This is a genomic window from Nocardioides montaniterrae (assembly GCF_054782655.1).
Map to the genome: position 1 here is coordinate 1 of NZ_BAAGSB010000015.1, position 26,030 is coordinate 26,030.

Annotated in this window: 22 protein-coding genes, 1 pseudogene and 2 riboswitches; of the genes and pseudogenes, 8 read left to right on the plus strand and 15 right to left on the minus strand. The window is 72.0% G+C overall.

The window, feature by feature from the left end; all coding sequences use genetic code 11:
* Positions 1-291 precede the first annotated feature (291 nt).
* On the plus strand, positions 292-843 hold the full coding sequence (locus ACYVJ3_RS15535) for a DUF6318 family protein (RefSeq protein ID WP_460853978.1): 552 nt from the start codon (positions 292-294) through the stop codon (positions 841-843).
* Between the two features lie 287 nt (positions 844-1,130).
* The gene (locus tag ACYVJ3_RS15540; RefSeq protein ID WP_460853979.1) at positions 1,131-1,574 is read left to right on the plus strand and encodes a hypothetical protein; all 444 of its coding nucleotides are present in this window, start codon (positions 1,131-1,133) and stop codon (positions 1,572-1,574) included.
* Here the strand turns inward: ACYVJ3_RS15540 and ACYVJ3_RS15545 are convergent.
* Positions 1,534-2,049 carry a histidine phosphatase family protein gene (locus tag ACYVJ3_RS15545; RefSeq protein WP_460853980.1) on the minus strand — a complete coding sequence of 172 codons (516 nt, stop codon included), beginning with the start codon at positions 2,047-2,049 and terminating at the stop codon, positions 1,534-1,536. The genes ACYVJ3_RS15540 and ACYVJ3_RS15545 overlap by 41 nt on opposite strands.
* Before the next feature lie 146 nt (positions 2,050-2,195).
* Between ACYVJ3_RS15545 and cobN the strand changes: the two genes are divergently transcribed.
* From cobN to ACYVJ3_RS15570, 5 genes are all read left to right on the plus strand, one after another.
* Positions 2,196-5,795 carry a cobaltochelatase subunit CobN gene (gene cobN, locus ACYVJ3_RS15550; protein ID WP_460853981.1) on the plus strand — a complete coding sequence of 1,200 codons (3,600 nt, stop codon included), beginning with the start codon at positions 2,196-2,198 and terminating at the stop codon, positions 5,793-5,795.
* Positions 5,788-6,510, plus strand: coding sequence for a precorrin-6A synthase (deacetylating) (gene cobF / locus ACYVJ3_RS15555; protein ID WP_460853983.1), 723 nt, complete (start codon positions 5,788-5,790; stop codon positions 6,508-6,510). Before cobN ends, cobF begins: the two co-directional genes overlap by 8 nt.
* Positions 6,510-7,943, plus strand: coding sequence for a cobyric acid synthase (locus tag ACYVJ3_RS15560; RefSeq protein ID WP_460853984.1), 1,434 nt, complete (start codon positions 6,510-6,512; stop codon positions 7,941-7,943). The genes cobF and ACYVJ3_RS15560 overlap by 1 nt, the downstream gene beginning before the upstream one ends.
* The gene (locus tag ACYVJ3_RS15565; RefSeq protein ID WP_460853985.1) at positions 7,940-8,662 is read left to right on the plus strand and encodes a cobalt-precorrin-6A reductase; all 723 of its coding nucleotides are present in this window, start codon (positions 7,940-7,942) and stop codon (positions 8,660-8,662) included. The genes ACYVJ3_RS15560 and ACYVJ3_RS15565 overlap by 4 nt, the downstream gene beginning before the upstream one ends.
* Positions 8,663-8,749: 87 nt before the next feature.
* On the plus strand, positions 8,750-9,664 hold the full coding sequence (locus ACYVJ3_RS15570; protein ID WP_460853986.1) for a hypothetical protein: 915 nt from the start codon (positions 8,750-8,752) through the stop codon (positions 9,662-9,664).
* A gap of 50 nt (positions 9,665-9,714) precedes the next feature.
* Here ACYVJ3_RS15570 and ACYVJ3_RS15575 read toward each other — a convergent pair whose 3' ends face one another.
* The 7 genes and pseudogenes from ACYVJ3_RS15575 to ACYVJ3_RS15605 form a co-directional block, all read right to left on the minus strand.
* Entirely contained in the window at positions 9,715-10,446 is a 732-nt protein-coding gene (locus ACYVJ3_RS15575; RefSeq protein ID WP_460853988.1) for a CbtA family protein, read from the minus strand.
* A gap of 25 nt (positions 10,447-10,471) precedes the next feature.
* On the minus strand, positions 10,472-10,690 hold the full coding sequence (locus tag ACYVJ3_RS15580; RefSeq protein WP_460853989.1) for a CbtB domain-containing protein: 219 nt from the start codon (positions 10,688-10,690) through the stop codon (positions 10,472-10,474).
* A 154-nt stretch (positions 10,691-10,844) separates the two neighbouring features.
* Positions 10,845-11,513 (minus strand): (2Fe-2S) ferredoxin domain-containing protein, encoded by a 669-nt coding sequence (locus tag ACYVJ3_RS15585; protein ID WP_460853990.1) that lies wholly within the window; start codon positions 11,511-11,513, stop codon positions 10,845-10,847.
* Positions 11,510-12,445, minus strand: coding sequence for a cobalamin biosynthesis protein (locus ACYVJ3_RS15590; protein ID WP_460853991.1), 936 nt, complete (start codon positions 12,443-12,445; stop codon positions 11,510-11,512). The genes ACYVJ3_RS15585 and ACYVJ3_RS15590 overlap by 4 nt, the downstream gene beginning before the upstream one ends.
* A pseudogene (locus tag ACYVJ3_RS15595) lies at positions 12,442-14,872 on the minus strand (cobyrinate a,c-diamide synthase). Before ACYVJ3_RS15595 ends, ACYVJ3_RS15590 begins: the two are co-directional and overlap by 4 nt.
* Positions 14,866-15,480 (minus strand): cob(I)yrinic acid a,c-diamide adenosyltransferase, encoded by a 615-nt coding sequence (gene cobO / locus ACYVJ3_RS15600; RefSeq protein WP_460853992.1) that lies wholly within the window; start codon positions 15,478-15,480, stop codon positions 14,866-14,868. The pseudogene ACYVJ3_RS15595 and the gene cobO overlap by 7 nt, the downstream one beginning before the upstream one ends.
* 1 nt (position 15,481) lies before the next feature.
* On the minus strand, positions 15,482-17,431 hold the full coding sequence (locus tag ACYVJ3_RS15605) for a VWA domain-containing protein (RefSeq protein ID WP_460853993.1): 1,950 nt from the start codon (positions 17,429-17,431) through the stop codon (positions 15,482-15,484).
* Positions 17,432-17,437: 6 nt separating this feature from the next.
* Positions 17,438-17,564, minus strand: a riboswitch (cobalamin riboswitch).
* Between the two features lie 18 nt (positions 17,565-17,582).
* Between ACYVJ3_RS15605 and cbiE the strand changes: the two genes are divergently transcribed.
* Positions 17,583-18,794, plus strand: a complete 1,212-nt coding sequence (cbiE, locus tag ACYVJ3_RS15610; protein WP_460853994.1) for a precorrin-6y C5,15-methyltransferase (decarboxylating) subunit CbiE — start codon at positions 17,583-17,585, stop codon at positions 18,792-18,794.
* 14 nt (positions 18,795-18,808) lie between these two features.
* Here cbiE and bluB read toward each other — a convergent pair whose 3' ends face one another.
* The 7 genes from bluB to ACYVJ3_RS15645 all read right to left on the minus strand — a co-directional run bounded on the left by bluB (position 18,809) and on the right by ACYVJ3_RS15645 (position 26,010).
* Positions 18,809-19,435, minus strand: coding sequence for a 5,6-dimethylbenzimidazole synthase (gene bluB, locus ACYVJ3_RS15615; RefSeq protein WP_460853996.1), 627 nt, complete (start codon positions 19,433-19,435; stop codon positions 18,809-18,811).
* Complete coding sequence (gene cobM, locus ACYVJ3_RS15620) at positions 19,422-20,174, minus strand: precorrin-4 C(11)-methyltransferase (protein ID WP_460853997.1); 753 nt, start codon at positions 20,172-20,174, stop codon at positions 19,422-19,424. Before cobM ends, bluB begins: the two co-directional genes overlap by 14 nt.
* Entirely contained in the window at positions 20,171-21,694 is a 1,524-nt protein-coding gene (cobJ, locus tag ACYVJ3_RS15625; RefSeq protein WP_460853998.1) for a precorrin-3B C(17)-methyltransferase, read from the minus strand. The genes cobM and cobJ overlap by 4 nt, the downstream gene beginning before the upstream one ends.
* 5 nt (positions 21,695-21,699) lie before the next feature.
* Positions 21,700-22,365 carry a precorrin-8X methylmutase gene (locus ACYVJ3_RS15630; protein WP_460853999.1) on the minus strand — a complete coding sequence of 222 codons (666 nt, stop codon included), beginning with the start codon at positions 22,363-22,365 and terminating at the stop codon, positions 21,700-21,702.
* Positions 22,362-23,204 carry a nitrite reductase gene (locus tag ACYVJ3_RS15635; protein ID WP_460854000.1) on the minus strand — a complete coding sequence of 281 codons (843 nt, stop codon included), beginning with the start codon at positions 23,202-23,204 and terminating at the stop codon, positions 22,362-22,364. The genes ACYVJ3_RS15630 and ACYVJ3_RS15635 overlap by 4 nt, the downstream gene beginning before the upstream one ends.
* A 52-nt stretch (positions 23,205-23,256) precedes the next feature.
* A riboswitch (cobalamin riboswitch) is annotated at positions 23,257-23,370 on the minus strand.
* A gap of 2 nt (positions 23,371-23,372) precedes the next feature.
* A complete protein-coding gene (locus ACYVJ3_RS15640; protein WP_460854001.1) occupies positions 23,373-24,902 on the minus strand; it encodes an AMP-binding protein in 1,530 nt (509 codons plus the stop codon).
* 64 nt (positions 24,903-24,966) lie between these two features.
* Positions 24,967-26,010 (minus strand): ABC transporter substrate-binding protein, encoded by a 1,044-nt coding sequence (locus ACYVJ3_RS15645; RefSeq protein ID WP_460854002.1) that lies wholly within the window; start codon positions 26,008-26,010, stop codon positions 24,967-24,969.
* Positions 26,011-26,030: the final 20 nt, after the last annotated feature.

A 26,030-nucleotide genomic window follows, 5' to 3' on the forward strand; every position in this document is an offset into this window, starting at 1 on the left:
CCCGCGAACTATTGCCCCTCATCCGAGAAGCACTAGGCGACACGGCACCAGCGCCCGACATCCACATTGCCGCTTGACGATCTATAGGAGCTTCAGGGCAGGGACGGGGGTCGAGCCTCCTTGCATGCATGCAAGCAAGGACGCGGGTTGAGCCTCCTTGCATGCATGCAAGCAAGGACGCGGACACCGGCTCTCGCCGGGCTGATGCTTGTCCACAGCCCGGCTCCTGGTGCTGGCGAACTGCGCGGGCCGCGGCGTAGGTTCCCAGTACCTCATCTCGGGAGGACCGCCTTGAAACGCATCCTTGTCGCCGCCGCGCTGCTCACGCTGACCGCCTGCGGGTCGGACCCTGCTCCCCCGCCGGCGTCGCCCAGCAGCTCATCGACTTCTCCGTCACCGACCAACACCGCTCCGGTCGAGCCGCAGATGCCCGGCGCAGCTACCGTCGACAGCAAGGCCGGTGCCATCGCGTTCGCCAAGTACTACTGGCAGGTCGTGAACTACGCCCAGGCCACTGGCGACACGAAGTACCTGAGCGTCCTTCAGCACGGATCATGTCGAGCGTGCACTGCCGGTCGCAAGTGGATCGACAGCGTCTACCGCGCCGGCGGAAAGATCAGTGGCGGACGGTACAGACTGCTGTCGGCCAGTGCCCAGAAGCTGCCGCTGCCCTCGACTGCGACACCTGCGTTCGCCGTCATCATTCGAGCGAGGACGACAGGTGAGCGAGTGACAGGCGCCGGCAAGCTGGACCGTCGCTTTCCGCCATCCGATGCGCAGATCACGATGGGGGTACAGCAGTTCATGGCCACCTGGCAGATCTCGTCATGGTCCATCCGCTGATCGTCATCGCCTTCGCAGCCAGCCGCTTCGTCAGCGACAACGTCGATGTGACTCCGGTTGGCGGCGGCTTCGGCCTAGCCGGCGAGGGCGCCAATCACCATCACACAACGGGCGGAAGCAGCAGCGAAGTCCCCACCGTTCCGACCTACGTCGCCTGCGGTCAACTGGTCTGCAACACCCATTGCATAGGTGGGAGCGTCACGGCGATCGGCTTCCAGCTGGGAGTCAACGGCGCAGTCGACGTCAGCCCTGCGAGCTGCGTCCACACGAGCTCGAGCCCAGCCACCGTGGCGGATGCGGTCGCCCGCGCCTTCCGCCGCATCCCCGTCCCGACGCCAGCCCTCCACATCCAACCCATCAAGGGCCGCACCCTGGTGAACTTCAAGACGAACTTCTACGCAACCGGCGGCGACCCGTTCACCAGGACCGTCACGCTCCTGGGCCACCGGGTCACCCTCAGGATCCACGTCCAGACCTATGACTTCACCTTCGGCGACGGGCAGCACCTGAGCACCACCGCCGCAGGCGGCAAGTACCCGCAGCTGACCGACTTCCACCGGTACCGGCGCAAGGGCGTCGTACGGCCGAGCCTCACGACCACCTGGTCGGCGGACTACCGGGTCGACGGCGGCGGCTGGCAGCAGGTCCGGGGCACGGTCTCCAGGACCACGCCGACGCAGCGGCTCGAGGTCACGACGGCGACGCCGGTGCTGACGGCTCCGCCCAGCTGAGCCGTACGCCGTCCCAGCAGCCCACGGCGCCGTTCCCGATCTCCGCAGGCACCGCCACACCCAGGACCGACAGCGCCGCCCGGATCGCGTCGCCGTGCGAGACCAGCACCACCGGCACCGACCGGGACAGCGACGACAGCACCCCGGCCATCCGCGCCTCCAGCTCGTCAGTGGTCTCGGCACCAGCGGCGTCGACGTCGGCGTACCGCTGCTCGCGCAGACGTACGTCGCCGCACGGCCGCACCCCGAGCCGGAAGCCGATGATCGACGCTGTCTCGACGGCGCGCGCGAGGTCGCTGGTCAACAGCGCGGGCTGGCTGCCGGCAGGCAGCAGGCCGGCCAGCAGCTCCGCAGCACCGGCGGCCTGGAGCCGGCCGAGCGCGGTCAGCCGCGGGTGGTGCGTCTGGCCCTGCATCCGGCCCAGGACGTTCCACTCCGACTGCCCGTGGCGCACGAGGTAGACCGGCTCACTCACGCGCACGATTCTCCCGTAGGCTCGACACGCTCGTCGGTCAGGAACCCGGTGCGAGTCCGGGGCGGTTCCGCCACTGTCACAGCCAGACACTGCCACGAGCGCATCCGACCGCTACAGGGGCGAGAACCCCGAGGAGGACCGCGCTGATGCGCCTTGCTCTGCTCTCCACGTCCGACACCGACCTGCTCTCCGCGAGGGCTTCCGGCGCCGACTGGGCCTGGGGCAACCCCGCCCGGCTCGGTGACGCCGAGATCGACGCCGTCGTCGACGGCGCGGACCTCGTCGTGATCCGCCTCCTCGGCTCCCCCGACGACCTGTGGCCGGGCTACGCCGCGCTGAGCGTGCCGGTCGTCGTCCTCGGCGGCGAGCAGGCGCCCAGCGCCGAGCTGATGGAGCGCTCCACCGTCCCGATGGGCGTCGCTGCCGAGGCCCACCTCTACCTCGCCGAGGGCGGCCCCGCCAACCTCGGTCAGCTGCACGCCTTCCTCTCCGACACGGTGCTGCTCACCGGTGAGGGGTTCGAGGCGCCCGCGCCGATCCCCGCGTGGGGGTACGCCGAGCGGGTCTCGACCAGCTCGACCACCGAGAAGCCGCGAGTCGGCGTCCTCTACTACCGCGCCCACGAGGCGAGCGGGAACACCGCCTTCGCCCACGCGCTCGCCGACGCCATCGACGCCACCGGCCAGGCCGTCGGCGTACCTATCTTCGCGGGGTCGCTGCGCTCCGCGCCCGATGACCTGTACGACGCCCTCGGCACCCTCGACGCGCTCGTCGTCACCGTCCTCGCGGCCGGCGGCAGCACCCCCGCGACCGCGAGCGCCGGCGGCGACGACGAGGCGTGGGACGTCGAGCGGATGGCCGCGCTCGACATCCCGATCCTCCAGGGCCTCTGCCTGACCAGCAGCAGGCAGGAGTGGGAGGAGAGCGACGACGGCGTCACGCCCTTCGACTACGCCAGCCAGATCGCGATCCCCGAGTTCGACGGCCGGATCAGCACCGCCCCGTTCTCCTTCAAGGAGCTCGACGAGGAGGGCCTTCCCCAGTACGTCGCCGACCCCGAGCGCTGCGCCCGCGTCGCCGGCATCGCCGTCAACCACGCACGCCTGCGCCGGATCCCGAACAGCGAGAAGAGGGTCGCCGTCGTGCTGTCGGCGTACCCCACCAAGCACGCCCGCATCGGCAACGCCGTCGGTCTCGACACCCCCGTCTCGGCGATCCGGATGTTGCGCCGCATGCGCGACGAGGGCTACGACCTCGGCGTCTCGACAGGCTCGACCATCGCCGGGCTCCTCGACCTGGAGGACGAGACCGAGGCCGGCGACGCGCTGATCCACGCGCTCATCGCGGCCGGCGGCCAGGACGAGGAGTGGCTCACCGACGCGCAGCTGACCGACGCGCACGTCCGCATCACCAAGCAGCAGTACGCCGAGTGGACGGCTCACCTGCCCGAGGACCTGCGCGACGCGATGGCCGAGAAGTGGGGCGAGGCGCCCGGCAGGCTCTTCGTCAACGACCAGGACGAGATCGTCCTCGCCACCCTCCAGGCCGGCAACGTGGTCGTCATGATCCAGCCGCCCCGCGGCTTCGGCGAGAACCCCGTCGCGATCTACCACGACCCCGACCTCCCGATCACGCACCACTACCTCGCGGCGTACCGCTGGCTGGCCAACGGCTTCCAGGCCGACGCCGTCGTCCACCTCGGCAAGCACGGCTCGCTGGAGTGGATGCCCGGCAAGAACGCGGCCCTCTCCCCCAGCTGCGGCACCGACGCCGCTCTCGGCAACCTGCCGCTGGTCTACCCGTTCCTGGTCAACGACCCGGGCGAGGGCGCGCAGGCCAAGCGCCGCGCGCACGCCACGATCATCGACCACCTCGTGCCGCCGATGGCGCGGGCGGAGTCGTACGGCGACATCGCGCGGCTCGAGGCGCTGCTCGAGGAGTACGACAAGATCTCCACGATGGACCCGGCCAAGCTGCCGGCGATCCGTGGCGAGATCTGGCAGCTGATGCACGCCGCCGAGCTGCACCGCGACCTCGGGCTCGAGGAGCGCCCCGACGACGCCGAGTTCGACGACTTCCTGCTGCACGTCGACGGCTGGCTCTGCGAGATCAAGGACTCCCAGATCCGCGACGGCCTGCACGTCCTGGGTGCTGCACCCATGGGCGAGGCGCGGGTCAACCTGGTGCTCGCGATCCTGCGGGCCGGTCAGGTCTGGGGCGGGGTCGGCAACGCGGTCCCGGGTCTGCGGACCGCTCTCGGCATGGCCTCGACAGGCTCGACCACCGGCGCCGAGGTCGACGCGTTCGAGGCCGAGGCCCGAGCGCTCGTGGAGGGCATGGAGAAGCACGGCTGGCACCCGGCCGCGGCCGAGGAGCTGCACGCCGACCCCGAGGTCCAGCGGGTCCTCTACTTCGCAGCGACCCAGGTCGTCCCGCGGCTCGACCGCACCACCGACGAGATGTCCGCGGTCCTGCACGCGCTGAACGGCGGCTACATCCCGGCTGGACCGTCCGGCTCGCCGCTGCGCGGCCTGGTCAACGTGCTGCCGACGGGACGCAACTTCTACACCGTCGACCCACGCGCGATCCCGTCCCGCCTGGCCTGGCAGACCGGCCAGGCGATGGCCGACTCGCTGATCGAGCGGTACGTCGCCGAGACCGGCGACCACCCGACCTCGGTCGGTCTGAGCGTCTGGGGCACGTCCGCCATGCGCACCTCCGGTGACGACGTGGCCGAGGTGCTCGCGCTGCTCGGCGTACGTCCCGAGTGGGACGAGCAGTCGCGTCGCGTCAACAAGCTCGAGGTCGTCCCGCTCGAGGAGCTCGGCCGCCCGCGCATCGACGTCACGGTCCGGATCTCCGGCTTCTTCCGCGACGCGTTCCCGCACGTCGTGGCGATGCTCGACGACGCGGTCCGGATGGTCGCCGAGCTCGACGAGCCCGCTGAGCTCAACTTCGTGCGCGCCCACGCGCAGGCCGACCTCGCCGCCCACGGGGACGAGCGACGGGCCACCACGCGCATCTTCGGCTCCAAGCCGGGCTCGTACGGCGCCGGCATCCTCCAGGTCGTCGAGTCGGGCAACTGGCGCTCAGACCAGGACCTCGCCGAGGTCTACACCGCCTGGGGCGGCTTCGCCTACGGCCGCGGTCTCGACGGCGCCCCGGCGGCCGACGACATGCGGGCGGCGTACAAGCGGATCAAGGTCGCCGCCAAGAACGTCGACTCCCTCGAGCACGACATCGCCGACAGCGACGACTACTTCCAGTACCACGGCGGCATGGTCGCCACCGTGCGCGCGCTGACCGGCACCAACCCCAAGGCGTACGTCGGCGACTCGACGACCCCCGACGCGATCCGGACCCGCACGCTGGCCGAGGAGACCGCACGGGTCTTCCGCGCCCGCGTCGTCAACCCGCGCTGGATCGCGGCGATGCAGCGCCACGGCTACAAGGGTGCGTTCGAGCTGGCCGCGACCGTCGACTACCTCTTCGGCTTCGACGCCACCGCCGGCGTCGTGCAGGACTGGATGTACGACAAGCTCGCCAAGGAGTACGTCCTGGACGAGACCAACCAGGCCTTCCTGCGCACGTCGAACCCGTGGGCCCTGCGCGGCATCGTCGAGCGGCTCCACGAGGCCGCCGACCGCGGCCTGTGGGAGGAGCCCGATCCTGAGGTCATCGACGCCATGAACGCCGTCTACCTCGAGGTCGAGGGCGACCTGGAGGACGGGCCCACCGGTGGTTGAGCCCGTCGGGACCATCAAGGTCCTGGGCTTCGGCATGGGGCCGCAGCACCTCACCCCCGAGGTGGCGGCGGCCCTGCGCGGCTGCGACTACGTCCTCGCCGCGTCGAAGCGCGAGGACGACGCGCTGCTCGCGGTGCGGCGCGAGATCTGCGACGCGTACGGCGTCGAGCTGGTCGCGGTGCCCGACCCGGACCGTGACCGCGAGCCGGTCGGCGACGGTGGCTACGTCGCCGCGGTCGCGGACTGGCACGCGGCCCGCGTCGCGGCATACCGCGCGGTCATCGAGGAGCGTGGCGGCACGGTCGGGTTCCTGGTGTGGGGCGACCCGTCGCTCTACGACTCGACGATCCGGATCGTCTCCGAGCTCGGCGAGCACGACGTCCTGCCCGGTATCTCCGCCCCCTCGATCCTCGCGGCCCGGCACAAGATCGTGCTGCACACCGTCGGCGCTCCCGTCCACATCACCACGGCCCGTCGGCTGCGTGAGGACATCGCCGCCGGGCAGACCAACCTGGTCGTCTACCTCGGCTCGTCGCTGGACCTGGACGGGCTCGAGGACTGGTCGATCTGGTGGGGCGCGAACCTCGGCGCCCCCTCCGAGCGGCTGGTCGCCGGCCGGGTCGGTGACGTGCGCGACGCGCTCGCCGAGGCCCGTGACGCCGCCAAGGACGAGGCCGGCTGGGTGATGGACATCTACCTGCTGCGGGCGCCCTGATGGGTGGCCTCCTCGTCGCCGGCACGACCTCCGACGCCGGCAAGAGCATCCTCACCACCGGGCTGTGCCGTGCCTTCGCGCGGCGCGGTGTGAAGGTGGCGCCGTACAAGGCGCAGAACATGTCGAACAACTCGATGGTGGTCTCGGCAGGCCCGGCCACCGGTGAGCATGCCGAGATCGGGCGGGCCCAGTGGGTGCAGGCCCTCGCGGCGAACGTGACGCCCGAGCCCGCCATGAACCCCGTCCTGCTCAAGCCCGGCAGCGACCGGCGCTCCCACGTCGTCTTGATGGGCAAGCCGGCCGGCGAGGTCTCCTCGAGCAGCTGGGAGTCCGGCCGCAGGCACCTCGCAGAGGCCGCGCACGCGGCGTACGACGACCTCGCCTCGCGCTTCGAGGTGATCGTCGCCGAGGGTGCTGGGAGCCCGACCGAGATCAACCTGCGGGCGGGTGACTACGTGAACATGGGGCTCGCCCGCCACGCGTCGCTGCCCACCGTCGTCGTCGGCGACATCGACCGCGGCGGCTTGTTCGCCGCGATGTTCGGGACCGTCGCCCTGCTGGAGCCCGAGGACCAGGCGCTCATCGCCGGCTTCGTGGTCAACAAGTTCCGCGGGGACGTCGGGCTGCTCCGCCCCGGGATCGAGATGCTGACGCGCGCGACCGGGCGGACGACGTACGGCGTCCTCCCCTGGAGCCCCGAGCTCTGGCTGGACTCCGAGGACGCGCTCGACCTCGAGGGGCGGCGCGCTGCGGTCGGCGCCAAGAAGGTCGCGGTCGTGCGGCTCCCGCGGATCAGCAACTTCACCGATCTCGATGCGCTCGGTCTCGAGCCCGACCTCGACGTCACCTTCGTCGCCGACCCGCGCGACCTCTCCGATGCCGACCTCGTCGTGCTGCCCGGCACCCGCGCGACGATCAGCGACCTGGCGTGGATGCGGTCACGGGGCCTGGACGTCGCCGTCATCGAGCACGCACGTCGCGGCAAGCCGGTGCTCGGCATCTGCGGCGGCTGCCAGATGCTCGGTCGCACCATCGCCGACCCGGACGGCATCGAGGGTGGCTCCGGCGTGGTCGTGGACGGGCTCGGTCTCACCGACGCCGTCACGACGTTCATGGCGGAGAAGACGCTGCGGCTGCACGAGCTGGCCGGGTACGAGATCCACCACGGCCGGGTCTCCGGCTCGACCGTCTCCGGCACGGTCGTCGGGACGATGGTCCACGGATCGCTCGAGGACGACGCGGTCCGCGCGCGGTTCCTCGCCGACCACCTCGACGTCAGCTCCTCCGCGTCGTTCCCCGAGGCACGCTCGCGACGGATCGACCTGATCGCGGACCTCGTCGAGGAGCACCTCGACGTCCCCGCTCTGCTCGACCTCGCCCGCTCCGGCGCACCTGCCGGTCTGCCGGTCATCCCGCCCGGGGGTGTGGCATGAGAGTCCTGCTGCTCGGCGGCACCAGCGAGGCGCGCGAGCTGGCGGCGCTCCTGGTGGACGCCGGTGTCGACGTGATGTCCTCGCTCGCCGGTCGCGTCGCGGAGCCACGGCTGCCCGTCGGGCCGGTCCGCATCGGCGGCTTCGGCGGCGTCTCCGGCCTGGTCGCCGCACTCCGGGACCACGACCTGGTGGTCGACGCGACCCATCCGTTCGCCAGGGGGATGTCGGCCAACGCACTGGCCGCCTGCCGGCAGGCAGGCGTGCCGCTGCTGCGCCTCGAGCGTCCCGGTTGGGCGCCCGACCCGGCCTGGCGCTATGTCGACTCCCACGACGAGGCCGCCGAGTGCGCGGCGCTCCTCGGCTACCGTCCGTTCCTCACGGTCGGGCGCCAGGAGCTGGGCCGCTTCGTCCCGCTGCTGGGCGACCACGCCGTCCTGGCGCGCGTCGTCGACAAGCCGGAGATCACGCTCCCCCGCGCCTGGACGCTGCTGACCAGCCGCGGCCCGTACACCCACGACGGCGAGCTCGCCCTGATGCGCGAGCACGGCGCCGACGTCCTCATCACCAAGGACTCCGGCGGCAGCTACACCTGGCCGAAGATGCAGGCCGCCGCCGAGCTCGACGTCCCGGTCGTCGTCGTACGCCGTCCCGCGGCTCCCCCCGACGCTGACGTGGTCAACGACGTGCACGCCGCCTTCGACTGGGTCTCGTCTCACTGAGAGTGGTCCATAGGTCACTCTCAGTGAGACGAGAGGGGCCTGTGGAGGACGCGAGCGACGACGGCCGATCCGTGCTTCGGTTCCTGCATGACTCGGGGTGGTTGGCGGGACCTGGCACAGGCTCAGCACGGGCTGCTGACCCGCGCTCAGCTCGCCGCACTCGGAGTCGATCGCTGGGCGGTCCGGCATCGGATCGCGACCGAGAGGTGGCTCGCGCTCGGACCGACCGTCGTCAGCACGACGACGGGCGCCCTGTCGCGCGAGCAGCGCAAGTGGTGGGGAGTGCTGCATGCGGGCGCGGGTGCGGTGCTGGGCGACCTCACCGCGGCGGAGCATCTCGGGCTGCGCAACTGGACTCGCGACGAGATCACTGTGCTGGTCGACAAGGAGAATGCTCCCAACTCCGGCATCGACGGCATCACGTTCGTCCAGACCCGTCACTCCTTGGCGCTGCTTCGCGACCGTCGAAGCGAGATCCCCTGTGCGGCCATCGAACCGGCGGTGCTGCGGTTCGCGTCGCGGCAGCGTTCCCATCGCACCGCGGAGGGTGTGCTCGCCGCGGCCGTCCAGCAGCAGCTCACATCGCCCGAGCTGCTGCTCGGTTGGGTGGACCGGCTGCGCCCCCTGCGCGGCGCGCCACGATTCCGCGTCGCCCTCGGCGAGATCGCGGGCGGTGCGCAGTCGGTCGCGGAGATCGACGTGAGGCGGATGTGTAACGCCTTCCGACTCCGGCTACCGGACAGGCAGACGAAGCGCCGCGACTCCTCGGGCAGGCTGCGTTTCACAGATTGCGAGTGGCACCTGCCGAACGGTCACGTGATCGTGCTCGAGGTCGACGGCGCGTTCCACATGGAGACCGAGCACTGGGAGGACGACCTGGCCCGCCAGCGTCGCCTCTCGGGACCGGGTCGCACGATCGTGCGGTGCTCGGCACGCGAGCTGCGCGACGATCCGGACGTGGTCGCGCGTGATCTGCGGGCACTGGGAGTGCCGGCTGCCTGAGTCGTCTCACTGAGAGTGATCTATGGACCACTCTCAGTGAGACGAGACGATCAGACGAGCGCGGCGACCTGCTCGGACTCGGCCGTCGCGGGCGCGAGGACGCGCTCGGCCAGGGGCGCGAAGACGAGTGCGATGGTCCCCCACAGCAGGACCTGGCTGATGATCGCGTCCACCCGGAACCTGGCCAGGACGTCCGCGGGGAATCCCGCCGGCGTCTCGGCGTACGACGGCAGCAGCGCGAGCACCACCGCCATCACGACCGCGTAGCCCAGGCCGGCGGCCAGCACGGAGCGGTAGAGGGTCGTCCGCGCGCGCAGCTTCTGGCCGAGATGGACCGCCAGGAAGAGCGCGATGCAGGAGGCCGCGACCGCGACGAGGTACGCCGCCCCGCGCTCGCGGATCGTGTCCGCGTGGCCGATGGCCGGCGGGTTGGAGGGGTACTTCAGGAACGGCACCACGAAGACGCCGACGCCGTAGAACGCCGGCAGCAGCAGCGCGAGCTGGAACGGGCGGACGCGGCCGGTGCGGCCGATCGCGACCGAGTAGCCGACCGCGACCAGCGCACCCATCGCGACGCCGAAGAGGATCATCCCGACGCCGAGGCCGAGGTCGGCCTGGACCGCACGGCTGAACATCTCCGCGCCGTGCTCGTGGGAGTGGGCCGACTCGAAGTCGATGGCCGCCTGGATCTGCGGCTCCGCGAAGACGCGCGCGAAGACGAAGGCGACGAGGCCCGCGACGGCTCCGGAGAGCGCGCCGCGGCCCAGCAGCTGCTTGACCATGTTCAGTTCTTCCCTGCCGAGAGGATCAGTGGCAGGGGAAGCCCATGAAGTGGCGGCCGTCGTGGAAGAACTCGTGCAGCAGCATGCTCTTGCCGGAGAGCGACATGGCGCCCTCGTCGATGCCGATGAAGTAGTAGGCCAGCAGCGCGAGGAAGGCGACGCCGACGAGCAGCGCGACGGTCTTCGCGTTCACCGAGACGATCGGCGCGGCGACGGGCGTGGAGATAGCAGACGTGTTGCTCACGTGATGCTCCTTCAGGAATACAACGTTCCCTTGTTGGGCGGGCAGCACGTCGGCGGAAGATCTGACTTCGAGCCCTGATCGCTCAGGATTCTCACAGTGGCGTGACCGTGCCGGATTCTCACCGGCTTCCTCACGTCCGTCGTGCCCTTCGACCCTATCTGCTCAGGCGCTTCTCGGCGAGGGGCGCGCCACCGATGAGATGACTCGTCACGATCTCGCTCGCCGCGGCCGGGTCGACCTGGCCGTACCAGACGTCGTCCGGCTGCACGCTGACCACCGGCGCCTGGTTGCACGGGAACTGGCAGCCCGTGTGCACCAGCAGCACGTCGTCGTCGGTCACGTCGTGCTCCATCATCGCGAGCACCATCGCGCGCAGGTTGTCGACCGCGCCCTTCGCCGTACATCGCGGCCCGCGGCAGATGTTGACCTGGTGGCGGTGGCTGCTGACGGTCTCCCAGGCGTCCGACGTCAGGCCGGGCTCGTACGTCGTGACCGGGCGGGTCTCCCGCGGGAGGTCGTCGAGCTCCGTGGCCAGGCGCTTGGCGACGCGAACCTCCGGCTTGGTGCCGGTCCGCTCCTTCAGCCAGTACGCCGCGATCCGGCTCAGCCAGGACTGGCCCGGAGCCAGCGGGCCGCGACTGACACCGATCAGGGTGATCGTCGGGTGGCCCTCGTCGGCGAGGCGGGTCAGCTCGGCGGACAGGCTGGGGTCGGCCATCTGGAGGAACGCGATGCTCGCTCCTTCTCGTGCTGCTGCGGCGAGGAGCTCGTCGCGCGCGTCGGCCTCCGCGATCGACATGCCGACCAGGATCGTGGCGGTCATCGGCGGTCTCGGGGTCTCGAGACGGTCGCTGCGCGACCTCCTCGACCAGCGGTCGCGACGACGGCCGTGACGACGGCGGCGCCGATGCCGACCCGGGTCGCGAGGCGGTTCGCGCGCGGGATGTCGGCCGGCTCCGGCGTACGGCCGTCGCCCATCACCGCGCGGTGCTCGACGCGGTCGCCGTCGTAGGTGTTCGTGCCGCCGAGGCGGATCCCCAACGACCCGGCGAACGTCGACTCGACCACGCCGGCGTTGGGGCTCGGGTGCTGGGCCGCGTCCCTCCGCCAGGCGGCTGCCGCCTGCCGCGGGTCTCCGCCGAGGGCTGTCGCGAGGACGCCGCCCAGCCGGGAGCCGGGCAGGTTCACCAGGTCGTCGAACCGCGCGCTCGCCCAGCCAAACCGCTCGTAGCGCACGTTGTGGTGCCCGACCATGGCGTCGAGCGTGTTCGCGGCCCGGTAGCCCAGCAGGCCCGGCACTCCCCCGACAGCACCCCACACCAACGGCGCGACGACGGCGTCGGAGGTGTTCTCGGCCACTGACTCGATCACGGCCCGAGCGACCTCCTGCTCGGTCAGCTCACTGGTGTCGCGGCCGACGAGATGGGTCAGGCGCTGCCTCGCGGCGGGCAGGTCGCCGGCGGCCAGGTGGGCGTGGACCGCCTCCGCCTCGCGCTCCAGGCTCCGCCCTCCCAGGACGGCCCAGGTCGCGAGTGCCGTCGTCATCGTGTTGCTCGGGGCGAGGGCGCCGAGGGTGACGGCCCCGCCGACCAGCGTCGCGGTGTACGCCGCCCCGCGCAGTCGGCTGTCGGCGTACATCCTGCGCTCGAGCATGTGGGCCGCGGCGCCGAAGCCGGCCACGGGGTGGAACCGGCGCGGGTCGCCGAGGAGGCGGTCGGCGGCGTACCCCACCAGCAGGCCGAGGGCGCGGCTCACCGGCACTCGTCCAGGGCGAGGAGGAGCTTGTCGGTCAGGTCCTCGGGCCGTACGGCGATTCGCACCCAGCTCGCGTCCAGGCCGGGGAACGTGTCGGCCCGGCGTACGGCGATGCCGCGCTCGCGCAGCGCCTCGTGGACGCCGCGGCCCACCCGGGCCAGCACGAAGGAGGTGCGTGAGGGGACGTGCTCGACACCGAGGCGGGTGAGGCCGGCCTCGAGGTGCAGGCGCCACTCGTCGATGAGCATGGCGCGGTCGCGGCTCTCGGCCAGCGCCTGCCGCGAGAGGCACGCGGTGATCGCGGCGATGGCCTGCGTGGAGACCGACCACGGCGTCTGCTGGCGCCCGAGCTCGGCGACGACCTCGGCATCTCCGACGACGTAGCCCGCACGGATGCCCGGGATCGACCAGTGCTTGGTGAGGCTGCGCAGCACGACGAGGCCGGGCTCGCCGTCGACGCTGAGCGACTCGCCCTCGTCGGGGATCGTGTCCATGAACGCCTCGTCGACCACGACGACCCGGCCGGGGCGGGTGAGCCGGCGGATCTGAGCCGCCGGGTGCACGATGCCGGTCGGGTTGGTCGGGTTGCCGACGACGACCAGGTCGGCGTCGTCCGGGACGGCGTCCGGGTCGAGGGTGAAGTCGGCGCGGGTCTCGACCACCGTGACCTCGTGCCCGGCGGCGAGCAGCGCGGCGTGCGGCTCGGTGAACTGGGGGTGCACGACGGCCGGCCGCCGCCACGCACGCATCCGCGCGATCAGCGTGAACGCCTCGGCGGCGCCGGCGGTGGGGAGCACCGCATCGATCGCTCGGCCGTGGGCGATGGCGATCGCGGCGGCCGCCTCGCTGGGATCCGGGTAGGCGGCGACGTCGTCGATCGCCCGCCGGAGGGCGGCGTCCAGCCAGTCCGGGCGCGGACCCACGAAGACATTGACCGCGAAGTCGAGCAGGCCGTCGCCGACCTCGACGTCGCCGTGGTGGCCGAGCGGGTTCGTCAGCGGGTCAGGCACGGGCACGCACCGCCTCGACGAAACGGGCCACGAGGTGCGGATGGCCGGCCCAGTGGACGTGGAGGTACGACGCGTGGAGGGTGGCGTTGGCCCAGCCGGTCGCCTCTCCGTCGATCAGCCACGCGGCCTCCGGGGGGCGAGCCTGTCGCGACCCTGCCGCCGGGGTCGTCGCCGTGCGATGGAACTCGTGGCCGGTCACCTGCTCGCCCGCACGGGTCAGCAGGTTGTCGCCGGCCGCCTCGGCGACCGGGTAGCGCAGCGTCAGTCGCTCGGCCATCGCCGCATCGGCCTTGATCGCGCCCGCCATCGGTACGCCGTCCAGGGACTGTGCCAGGAGGAGCAGGCCGGCGCACTCGGCGACCGTGGGCAGGCCCTGCTCCACTGCCGCGCGGATCTCGTCGAGCAGCGGGCGGTTCGCGGCGAGCTGCTCGGCGTACACCTCGGGGAAGCCCCCGCCGAGGTACAGGCCGTCCGGACTTGCTTGCATGCATGCAAGCTGGCTGGGGGTGTCCATAGCCTCCTTGCATGCATGCAAGCAAGGAGCGGTGAGGGGGTCGAAGGTGACGACGTCGCACCCCGCTGCGCGGAGGAGCTCCTCGGTCTCGGCGTAGCGGAACGTGAAGGCGCGGCCGCCGGCCATTGCGACGACGGGCCGCTCGGCGCCGGCCGCAGCGGTGAAGCCGACGGCGGCCAGCTCGGCGGAGGGGTCCCAGGGAACCGCGTCGAGGTCCGGCGCACTCTCGGCGAGCGCACGCACGGCAGCCAGGTCGACGTGCGCGCCGACGTACGCCCCCAGGGCCGCGATCGTCTCCGCCGACTCGCCACGCTCGGCGGCGGGCACGAGGCCGAGGTGGCGCGAGGGCTTGGCGAAGGACGCGTCGCGGGGGACGGCGCCGAGGACCGGGAGGCCGATCTCCTCCAGCGCGCCGGTGATCTCGGCGGTGTTCCGCGACGAGCCGACCTGGTTCAGGATCACTCCGGCGACGTGGATCGACGGGTCGTACGCCGCGAGCCCGGCCGCGATGGCCGCGACCGTCCGCGACTGGCGGGCGACGTCGAGCACCAGGACGACGGGCGAGGAGGTCAGTCGCGCGACGTGCGCGGTCGAGGCGAACCCACCCGTGCCGAGGCGGCCGTCGTGGAGGCCCATCACGCCCTCGATGATCGCGACGTCGGCGCCGCGCGCACCGTGCAGGAGCAGCGGCGCGATGCGCGACTCCCCCACCAGGTGCGGGTCGAGGTTGCGACCGGGACGTCCGGTCGCCAGCGCGTGGTAGCCGGGATCGATGTAGTCGGGCCCGACCTTGTGGCCGCTCACCTCGAGCCCGCTCGCCCGCAGCGCGGCCATCAGGCCGGTCGCGATCGTGGTCTTGCCCTGGCCCGTGGAGGGCGCGGCGACGACCAGCCTGGCTACCACTCGATGCCCTTCTGGCCCTTCTGGCCGGCGTCCATCGGGTGCTTGATCTTGGTCATCTCGGTGACCAGGTCGGCCACCTCGATGATCTCCGGCGCGACGTTGCGGCCGGTGATGACCACGTGCTGATGACCCGGCCGATCGCGCAGGAACTCAGCGACCTCCGTGGCGGAGATCCAGCCCCACTTCACCGGGTAGGCGAACTCGTCGAGGATGTAGAGGTCGTGCTCCTCGGCCAGCATCCGCCGCTTGATCTCCTCCCAGCCGTCGCGCGCGACCTGGGCGTGGTCCTCGTCCTCGCCCTTCTTGCGCGACCAGGACCAGCCGTCGCCCATCTTGTTCCACTGCACGGGCCCACCGACGCCGGTCTCCTCGTGCAGCTGGCCGAGCGCGAGGTACGCCGACTCCTCGCCGACCTTCCACTTCGCCGACTTCACGAACTGGAACACCGCGACGTTCCAGCCCTGGTTCCAGCCCCGCAGGCCCAGCCCGAACGCGGCCGTGCTCTTGCCCTTGTTCTCGCCCGTGTGGACGATCAGCAGCGGCCGGTTGCGGCGCTGGCGCGTGGTCAGGCCGTCGTTCGGGACGTTCTCGGGCACTCCCTGCGGCATCTCAGGCCACCTTCCCGGTCACGGTGCTGGTGAGCGTCTCGGCGCTCACCTCGGCCACCGGCAGGTGCTCGGCACCCAGCAGGTGCGCGAGCTCGCGCGCCAGCCCGAGCCGCAGCGGCCCGCTCTCGCTGTCGATGACCACGGTGCTCACGCCGAGACTGGCGACGTACGTCGCCGCCTGCCGCGCCCGCGCCACCGCGTCCTTGCCGTCGGTGGCGCGACCGTCGGTCACCACCACCAGCAGCGGTCGCAGCCGCGGGTCCCGGAGATGTTCACGGCGCAGCACGTTCGCCGCCTCGAGGAGGCCGGCCGCGAGCGGCGTACGGCCTCCGGCCGGGAGCCCCTCGAGCCGTGCGGCCGCGGCGTCGACCGAGTGGGTCGGCGGCAGCGCCAGCTCGGCGGCGTCGCCACGGAAGGTGACCAGGCCGACCTTGTCGCGCTTGCGATAGGCGTCGAGCAGCAGGCTCAGGATCGCCGTCTTGACCTGCGACATCCGCTTGCGCGCCGCCATCGATCCCGACGCGTCGACGCAGAACAGCACCAGGTTGGCCTCCCGCCCCTCGCGTACGGCGATCCGCAGGTCCTGCGGCCTGATCCGCGGCCGCTGGCCGGGCTTCCCCAGGCCGTTCGCCGCCGTCGCCTTGATCGTCTCGACCAGGTGCAGGCTCCCGGTGCTGCCCGGACGCGCGCCGACCCGGCGACCGGTGCTCGACATCGCCCGGCTGCGCCGGCCCGCCGTACCGTCGCCGAGGCCGGCGACCTTGAGGTTCTTGGGGCGGTACGGCGTCCCCGCGCCCACCGTGCTGCTCGGCGCGGGCGCGCCTGCGGTCGGCTCCGTCGGCTCCGTCGACTGCGTCGGCGCCTCCGTGGTCGAGGAGGGCGCACTGTCGCCCGGCTCGAGACCGTCGTCGGTCGCGCCCGGCTCGGCAGGCCCGGGCTCGGCCGCGCCGTCCCCCTCACCCTGACGCTCACCCTCGCCCTCCGGACCACCCTCGGGCGGCTCGGGTGGGAGCTCCTCGTCCCCGAGCACCTGGTCGAGCAGGTCCTCGTCGAGACCGGGCGCGTCGAACGGGTTGCGGCGCCGGCGGTGCGGCAGCGCCAGCAGCGCGGCGCGGCGGATGTCCTCGCGGGTGACCTCGGAGCGGCCCACCCACGCGGCGTGGGCGAGCGCGGTACGCGCGGTGACGATGTCGGCACGCAGGCCGTCGACCTCGAACGCCGCGCACACCTCGGCGATCTTGAGCAGCGCGGCCTCGCTCAGGCGGACCTTCTCGACCTGCTCGCGGGCGAAGCCGATCCGCTCGGCCAGGGCTGCCTCGGCGGCGGCGTGGCGGTCGGAGAACGCGGACGGGTCGGCGTCGTAGGCCATCCGACGCCGCACCACCTCGGCCCGCAGCGACGGATCGCGCGGGGCGGCGACCTCGACCGTCAGGCCGAAGCGGTCCAGGAGCTGCGGGCGCAGCTCGCCCTCCTCGGGGTTCATGGTGCCGATCAGCACGAACCGGGCGGCGTGCTCGACCGAGACGCCGTCGCGCTCGACGGTCACCCGGCCCATCGCGGCCGCGTCGAGCAGCAGGTCGACCAGGTGGTCGTGCAGCAGGTTGACCTCGTCGACGTACAGGAGGCCGCCGTCGGCGCGGGCGAGCAGGCCCTCCTCGACCTCGATCCGGCCCTCGGTCAGCGCGGACTCGAGCTTGATCGAGCCGATCACCCGGTCCTCGGTGGCCCCGATCGGCAGCTCGACCAGCGGCGGGAACAGGCTGCCCAGCGCGCGCACGGTCGTCGACTTGGCCGTGCCCTTCTCACCGCGGACCAGCACACCGCCGATGGACGGGCTGATGGTGGTGAGGACGAGGGCCAGGCCCATGTCGTCGAGTGCGTCCGGCTCGCAGCCGAGAACAGCAGTGAAGGGGTAGTGCACCGGCATGGAGGCTCCCGCTCGCTTCGCCATTGGTCAGGTGTACGTGAGCGCGAGGCCGGTCTTCGGACTGTTACCGCAGCGGGCCTGTGCCGGAATCCCACCGGCTTCCCAGATTCTCCCCGCGGGCTCTCACCGTTGGGGCACCTCGTGCTCTGTCGCCCTCACGATAGCGTCCGTGCACATGAGCACCGCCCGTTCTCTCCATGTGATCGGCATCGGCGCCGGCGGCTGGGACGGGCTGCTGCCCGAGACCCGCCACCGCGTGGCCGCCGCGGCCACGATCCTCGGCGGGCAGCGCCACCTCCAGCTCGTCCCCGACGAGATCGCGGCCCGGCGGGTGCCGTGGCCCTCACCGCTGCGCAGCGGCCTGCCGTCACTGCTCGACAGCCTCGGCGATGGTCCGGTCGTCGCCCTCGCCTCCGGCGACCCGCTCGTGTCCGGCATCGGCACGACCCTGGTCGAGCTGCTCGGCCCCGACCACGTCACCATCGAGCCCAGCGTCTCCTCGGTCGCGCTCGCCCGCGCCGCGATGGGCTGGTCCGCCGAGACCTCGGTCGTGGTCAGCGTGGTCGGTCGCCACGTCGCGCTCGTACGCCGCCAGCTGGCGCCCGGCCGCCGCATCCTGGTGCTCTCCTCCGACTCCACGACGCCCGCGGAGGTCGCCTCGCTGCTGGTCGACCACGGGTACGGCGACTCGACGCTGACCGTCCTGGGCGACCTGGGCGGCCCCGACGAGAGCCGTACGACGGTGCGCGCCGCCGACGGCATCGACACCGCGCCGCCGCTCAACGTCGTCGCCGTCGCCTGCATCGGTCCGCACGTCGGCGGCTGGACCACCGGCCTCCCCGACGACGCGTTCCGGCACGACGGTCAGCTCACCAAGCGCGACCTGCGCGCCTCGGCGCTCGCCCGCCTGGCACCGGTCCCCGGGGAGCACCTGTGGGACGTCGGCGCCGGCGCCGGCTCGGTCGGCATCGAGTGGATGCGCGCGCACCCCACGCTCACCGCGACCGCGATCGAGGCCGACCCGGCCCGCGCGGGGCGGATCGCGGTCAACGCCGGCAGCCTCGGCGTACCCTGCCTCGCGGTGGTGACCGGCCGCGCCCCCGACGCGCTCGCCGACCTGCCCGCGCCCGACGCGATCTTCGTCGGTGGCGGCGCCACTCGCGACGGCGTCCTCGAGGCCTGCCTGGCGGCGTTGCGACCCGGCGGCCGCCTGGTCGTCCACGGCGTGACGCTGGAGACCGAGCAGCTCCTGGCCCGCCTGCACGCCGAGCACGGCGGCGAGCTCACCCGCATCGCCGTCGAGCAGCTCGACACGATCGGCACCTTCCACGGCTGGGCGCCGCTGCGCACCGTCACGCAGTGGGCGCTCGTGTCTCACCCAGAGTGACCTAGAGGTCACTCTCAGTGAGACGAGCCGTAGGTCTCCTGGTGGAGCACGGTCTCCAGGGGTGAGCGGTGGCGCCAGCCGTACCGCTCGAGATCGGGTACGTCGGGCAGCCCCTCGACCGGGCCGACGCACAGCCAGGCGACGGGGCGCACGTGGGACGGCATGCCGACCAGGTCGCGGAGGAACTCCTCGCGGTAGAAGCTGACCCAGCCCACTCCCAGGCCCTCGGCGGTCGCGGCCAGCCAGAGGTTCTGGATCGCGCAGACGACCGAGTAGAGGCCGGCGTCGGCGATGGCGTGCCGGCCGAGGACGTTGGGGCCGCCGCGGGTCGGGTCGTAGCCGACCACGATCGCCAGGCCCGACTCCTTGATGCCCTCGACCTTGATCCGGTTGAAGGTCTCCAGCCGCTCGCCCTCCAAGGTGGCCGCGAACGTGTCCCGCTCGGTCGCCACGTGGTCGGAGAACGCCTTCAGCGTGGCCTCCGAGCGCACGACCACGAAGTCCCAGGGCTGGCTCATCCCCACGCTCGGCGCGCAGTGCGCGGCCGACAGGACGCGCTCGAGCGCGTCGTCGGGCACCGGCGCGCCCGTGAACTCCCGGCGTGTGTCGCGCCGGCGGTTGATCACGTCATAGAGCTGCATCGCGTCTCCTGTTGCAGTCGTAGAGGTGCGACTCGCCGCCGGGCCGCGGGTCGAGCGCGCGGCCGACCAGGATGATCGCGGCCTGGCGCAGGCCGGCGTCCTCGACCTGGTCGGCGATGGTCGCGACGGTGCCGCGCAGGACGAGCTCCTCGGGCTGGCTGGCGCGGTAGGCCACCACGACCGGGCAGTCCGCGCCGTAGTGCTCCTCCACCTCGGCCATCAGCTCGCGGGTGCGCGTGATCGCCAGGTGCAGCACCAGGGTCGCCCCGGTCGCCGCGAAGGCGCTCAGGGACTCGGTCGACGGCATCGCCGTCGACTGCCGCTGGGTCCGGGTGAGCACGACGGACTGGGCGATCAGCGGCACGGTCAGCTCGCGGCCCACCAGCGCGGCAGCAGCGGCGTACGCCGGGACACCGGGGGTGACGTCCCACGGCACGCCGGCCGTGTCGAGGCGACGGGTCTGCTCGGCGAGCGCCGAGTAGACGCTCAGGTCGCCCGAGGCCAGCCGCACGACCTGCTTGCCGGCCCCGTGGGCATCGACGAGCCGGCGGGTGATCGCGTCGAGGTCGAGGGCCTGGGTGTCGACCAGCTCGGCATCGGGGCTGACGTGGGTGAGCACCTCCGGGTCGAGGTAGGTGCCGGGGAAGAGCACCACGTCGGCCTGGCTCAGCAGCCGCGTCGCGCGGACGGTCAGCAGGTCGGCAGCGCCGGGGCCGGCGCCCACGAAGTGGATCGTCATCGCACGTACCTCGGTGTCCACACGCCCGCCCGGCCCATCCGGGTGCTCTCGGCACCGATGATCAGCAGGCACTTCATGTCGATGCTGGCCGGGTCGAGCTCGGCGAGCGTGGTGACGGTGATCGTCTCCTCCGCGCGGCCGACGTCGCGGCCGACGACCACCACCGTGTCGGGCTTCCTGTGCTCGAGCAGCACCTCGCGGGCCGTCGCGATCTGCTCGGTCCGGCTGCGCGAGGCGGGGTTGTAGATCGCCAGCACGAGGTCGGCCTCGGCGATCGCCCGCAGGCGCCGCTCTACGACCTCCCACGGCTTGAGCCGGTCGCTCAGCGAGACCACGGCGAAGTCGGCGCCGATCGGCGCGCCCGCCTTGGCCGCCACGGCCTGCACAGCGCTCAGTCCGGGCAGCACACGCACGCGCACGCCGTCGTACGCCGGGTCCTCGGCCGCCTCGAACACGGCAGCAGCCATGCCGAAGACACCCGCGTCGCCGCCCGACACCACGGCGACCTTCTCGCCGGCGAGCGCCAGATCGAGCGCGTGGCGCGCCCGGTCGACCTCGACGGTGTTGCCGGTGGCGTGCCGGGTGAGGCCCTCGCGCTGGGGCACCCGCTCGACGTACGGGCCGTAGCCGATGACGTGGTCCACCTCGTCCAGGACAGCCTTCACCTCGGGCGTCAGCCAGGCGTCCGGGCCGGGGCCCAGCCCGACGACGAGCAGCTCGGCACCGCCGTTGGTCGAGCAGGCCGAGGCGCCAGCCGAGGCCGTATCGAAACCAACGCGGAGACGCGCGGCGGTCGACTCCTTGGCACTGTCGCCGGGCACGACGACCAGGCTGAAGTAGGGCACGGACTCGGGGTCGACGTCCTTGACCGGGAGCCAGCGCTCGTCGGCCTGGGAGGCACGCTCGACGTACCAGGCGCCCTCCAACCGGCCCGCCTGCCGCAGGGCGGAGACGACGGCGGGGAAGGTACGGCCGAGCTTCATGATGATCGCGCCGTCGGTGTCGGCCAGACGGCGCGCGAGCTCGGGTTCGGGCAGGGTCCCCGGCAGCACCGTGAGTACGTCGGTCTGCCGGACGAGGGGCGCGGAGACGGCCGCGGTCGCGGCGCTGAACGCGGGCACGCCCGGCACGACCGAGGTCTCGTAGACGCCCTTGAACCGGTCGTGGAGGTACATCGAGGAGCCGTAGAAGAGCGGGTCTCCCTCGGCCAGCAGGACCACGTCCCGGCCGGCGTCGAGGTGCGCGCCGAGCCGCACGGCGCAGGACTCGTAGAAGTCGGCCATCGCGCCGACGTACCCGCCCGGGTGGTCGGTCGTCCCGGTGGTGACCGGGTAGCGCAGCTCCTCCTCGATCGCGCCCTCCGGGATGACCGCGGCAGCGATCCGGCGCGCGTGCGACTGCTTGCTGACGCCGGCGTGGAACGCGACCACCTCGGCCGAGCCGATCAGCCGCGCCGCCTTGAGCGTCAGCAACTCGGGGTCGCCGGGACCGATCCCGACCACGGTGAACGTGCCGGTCATCGCGGTCACTCCTTCTCCTGGGCGAGCGCGTTGAGCGCCGAGGACGTCATCGCCGAGCCGCCGCGACGGCCGAGGACGGTGACGAACGGGATGTCGATGCCGTGGTCGTCGGCGAACGACGCGAGCGCCTGCTTGGACTCCGCGGCGCCGATGAAGCCCACCGGGCAGCCGACGATCGCAGCCGGCCGCGGGCCGCCGTCCAGGATCATCTCCAGCAGGTGGAACAGCGCGGTCGGGGCGTTGCCGATGGCGACGACGGCACCCTCGAGCATCGGCTCCCACAGCGAGACGGCCGCAGCAGTGCGGGTCGTGGCCCACTCGCGCGCCAGCTCGGGCACCCGCGGGTCGTTGAGCAGGCAGACCACGTCGTTGTCCTTCGGCAGCCGCGCCCGGGTCACGCCGGTCGCGACCATGGTCGCGTCGCACAGCATGGGCGCGCCCGCCTCGAGGGCCTCCCTCGCCGCGGAGACCAGCCGGGGATGGATGACCAGGTCACGGGCCAGGTCGACCTGACCGCTGCCGTGGATCATCCGCACCGCGAGCTTCTCCGCGTCCGCGGGGACCGCGCTGAGGTCCGCCTCGCGCCGGATCGTCGCGAACGAGTCGACGTAGATCGCGGGGCCCGCGTCGACGTACTCGTAGTGCCGGTTCGGTCGGCGCAGTTCGGTCATCGGGTCTCCTCGGGGACGAGCACGCCACGCCAGGGCGTGACGACGACGTGGTCGGTGGCCGCCGTCAGGCGGCGTACGGCGGTAGCGGCGAGTCCGGTCTCCGGGACCTCGAAGTGCATGCCGGCGTGCGTGGCCCCGTAGGGCAGCGCGGGGTGGGGGTCGGGAAGGCGTACGTCGGGCTCGACCGCCTCGATCAACGGCGACGCCAGCTCGCGGACGTGCCACGGGGCGCTCGGGCCGGTGCCGCGCTCGGCGACGAACGTCGTCGCGAGACCGGCGAGCTCGGCGGCCGCGGAGGCCATCGGGACGACCGGACCCCACGACTCCCCCACCCGGAGCTGGGCCTCGGTGTCGTCCAGGGCGACCAGCCCGAGGTCGCAGCTGCGATCGAGCAGGTCGCCGCGGCCGTCGAGCACGAACAGGAACCGGCCCGGAAGAGCCGCCAGGTCGGGCTCGGCGCAGAGCAGGGTGTCGAGCTCGGCCGCGACGTCGTGCAGCGTCGGTCGAGGAGGTTGCGCCGCAACCGTCGGGAGACCCGGCGAGACCATCACGTTCCGCACCAGCTCGTGGGTCCGCGTCGGCAGCAGCCCGGTGTCCTCGAGCGCGGCGAGGGCCGCGGGGGTCAGGGCTCCGTCGAGCCCGGAGAACCCCCGGACCTGCAGGTTGGCCCGACCGGTCACGTGCACCCGCCCGTCGGCGTGCTCCTCCGCCACGGCGGCGAGCGCCCGCAGCGACGCCGACGACACGACGCCGCCGATCAGCCTGAGCCGGACCAGCAGACCATCGGCCGCCGGCCACGGGCGCAGCGCGCCGGGGCAGAGGTCGGTGCGAGTCCGCATGTGAGCCCATCTGCTCAGGGCCCGTGCGCGGGGCCGCAGGTGACATCGCGGCGGTGGCCGCGACGCGCCAGCAGGTACTCGGACTCGGATCCGCGGAGGACCCACACCGTTGCGCGTCAGTCCCGGACTCTCACCGGGTTCCCCGACTGGCGAGTCCAGGGTAAGGCACTAGTTCACCTGGCGGTCGCGCCCGTCCCAGTACGGCGCCCGCAGCTTGAACTTCTGCAGCTTGCCGGTGGCCGTCCGGGCGAGCTCCTCACGGAACTCCACGGACGTCGGCGCCTTGTAGCGAGCCACCCGCTCCTTGCAGTAGTCGATCAGCTCGGCCTCGGTCAGCGACGAACCCGGAGCGCGTACGACGAGCGCCTTGATCGTCTCGCCCCACTTCTCGTCCGGCACGCCGATGACGGCGACCTCGTTGACCTCGGGGTGGTTGAAGATGACGTCCTCGACCTCGATCGAGCTGACGTTCTCACCGCCGGTGATGATGACGTCCTTCTTGCGGTCCGAGATCGTCAGGTAGCCGTCGTCGCCGAGCACTCCCCCGTCGCCAGTGTGGAACCAGCCCCCGTCCAGTGCGGCGGCCGTCTCCTCCGGCTTGTCCCAGTAGCCCGCGAGCACCACGTTGGACCGGGCCAGCACCTCGCCCTCGTCGTCGATCCGCAGCCGGCAGCCGAGCGCCGGCGCCCCGGCGCGGACCAGCTTGGCCGCACGCTCCTCGTCGGGCAGGTCGTCCCACTCGGAGCGGGCACGGTTGAAGGTGAGCAGCGGCGAGGTCTCGGTCAGGCCGTAGATCTGGATGAACTCCCAGCCCAGCTCACGTTCCATCCGCAGGATCGTCCTGGTCGGCGGCGGCGCACCGGCGCAGATCACCCGCACCTTGTCGCGGCCGGGGATCTCGCCCTCCCAGGTCTGTGCCGCGTCGAGGACGCTGGCGACGACGGCCGGAGCGGCGCACATGAACGTCACGCCGTGCTGCTCGACCCGGCGCAGGATCTCGGCGCCGTCGACCTTGCGGAGCATGATCTGGGGCACGCCGAGACCGGTGGTCGCGAAGGGCATCCCCCAGCCGTTGCAGTGGAACTGCGGCAACGTGTGCAGGTAGACGTCGCGGTCGGTCACCGAGGCGTGCATCGCGAAGGTGACCGCGTTGGTCCAGATGTTGCGGTGCGTGAGCTGCACGCCCTTGGGGCGAGCGGTCGTGCCGGAGGTGTAGTTGATCGTCGCGGTCGCGTTCTCGTCCGGCTCCCACGGCGTCGGCTCGACGCCCTCGAGGTAGAGGTCGTCGTCGTCGCCGAGCAGGAACTTGTGCTCGCACTCGACCCCGGCCAGCGACTCGGCCAGCTCCGGGTCGACGTACAGCACGCGGGCGCCGGACTGCTCGACGATGTAGCCGACCTCCTCCGGCGAGAGCCGGAAGTTGACCGGCACCAGCACGCGGCCGTAGCCGGTGACGCCGAAGAACGCCGTCATCAGCCGCGCACTGTTGTGGCTGACCATCGCGACGCGGTCGCCGACGCCGATCCCGAGCGACTCCAGCTTGGCCGCGATCGCCTTGGCGCGTACGGCGAGGTCGGCGTACGTGATGTCGCCGAGGGACGCTGCGGGCTGGTCGGGCTCATCGACGATGCCGACCCTCGCGCCGTACACCGTGCTGCCGCGCGCCAGGAAGTCAAGGGTGCTGAAAGGAACGAGCATGCCGCCAACCTAAGGGCTGGCGGCATGCTCCGGGAGTCCCCCGATGGGGATCAGTCCCCGTGACTCACTTGATGCCGAGCTGCTGATCAGCGGCCTGGGCGAACGAGTCGGTGTAGGTGCCGTTCGGGTCGACGTTCGACACATCGACACCGATCGACTTCTCGGTCTCCGCGACCAGCGCGGGGCCAGTGGGCGGCATGATCCCGTCGGCGGTGTACTGCCCGAAGTCCTCGGTCAGCGCCTTGATGTAGTCCGCCTTCGTGACGAGGTCGTTCTGCACGTAGTCGGCCGGCATCTTGTCCGCGATCTGCGCGGGCGTGTGGGTGTGCATCCACTGCAGGGTGGCCACGATCGCCGTGACGAACTTCTGGACGGCGTCCTTGTGGGAGTTCACCCAGTCGGTCCGGGCCAGGGCGGTCGCGGCCGGCCAGGCACCACCGAGGGCCGCGGTCGCGCCCTTGGTCGTGGCGAGGTCGACGGCCGAGTAGGCCAGCTTCTTCTTCTCCAGCGCGGCGACCGTGGGCTGCGTCGTCATCACGCAGTCGACGGAGCCCTGCTGGATGCCGGCGATCGCAGTGCTGCCGGCGCCGACCGCCTGGGTGTGGTAGTCCGAGTGCTTGACCCCGGCCTTCGCGGCGATGAACTGGGTGAGCTCGTCGGTGCCCGATCCGATGTCGGTCACGCCCATGGTCTTGCCCTTGTAGTCGGCACCCGAGTGGACGCCGCTCTTGGTCGAGCACATCTCGCGCTCACCGGGGGCGCCACCCATCTGCACGACGCCCTCGACGTCCTTGCCCTGGGCCTGGAAGTCGTAGGAGTGGATGTACCAGGCGCCGGCCATGTCGACCTGCCCGGACGCCATCGCGTCCTCGGCACCCACGCCACCGTCGACCTCGTCGGAGAGCTGTACGTCGACGCCGTACTTGTCGTAGTAGCCGAGCTGCTTGGCCAGGGTGAACGGCAGGTAGATCTGCTTGTCGAGACCGCCCACCATGATCTTCACGATCGGCTCTCCGTTCGCGTTGGTGGAGCTGCCTCCACCACAGGCCGTCAGGCCCATTCCGAGACTTGCAACGGCCACCGTGGCGGCCAGGGTCTTCCTCAACATTGGTGTTCCTTTCGAAGGGT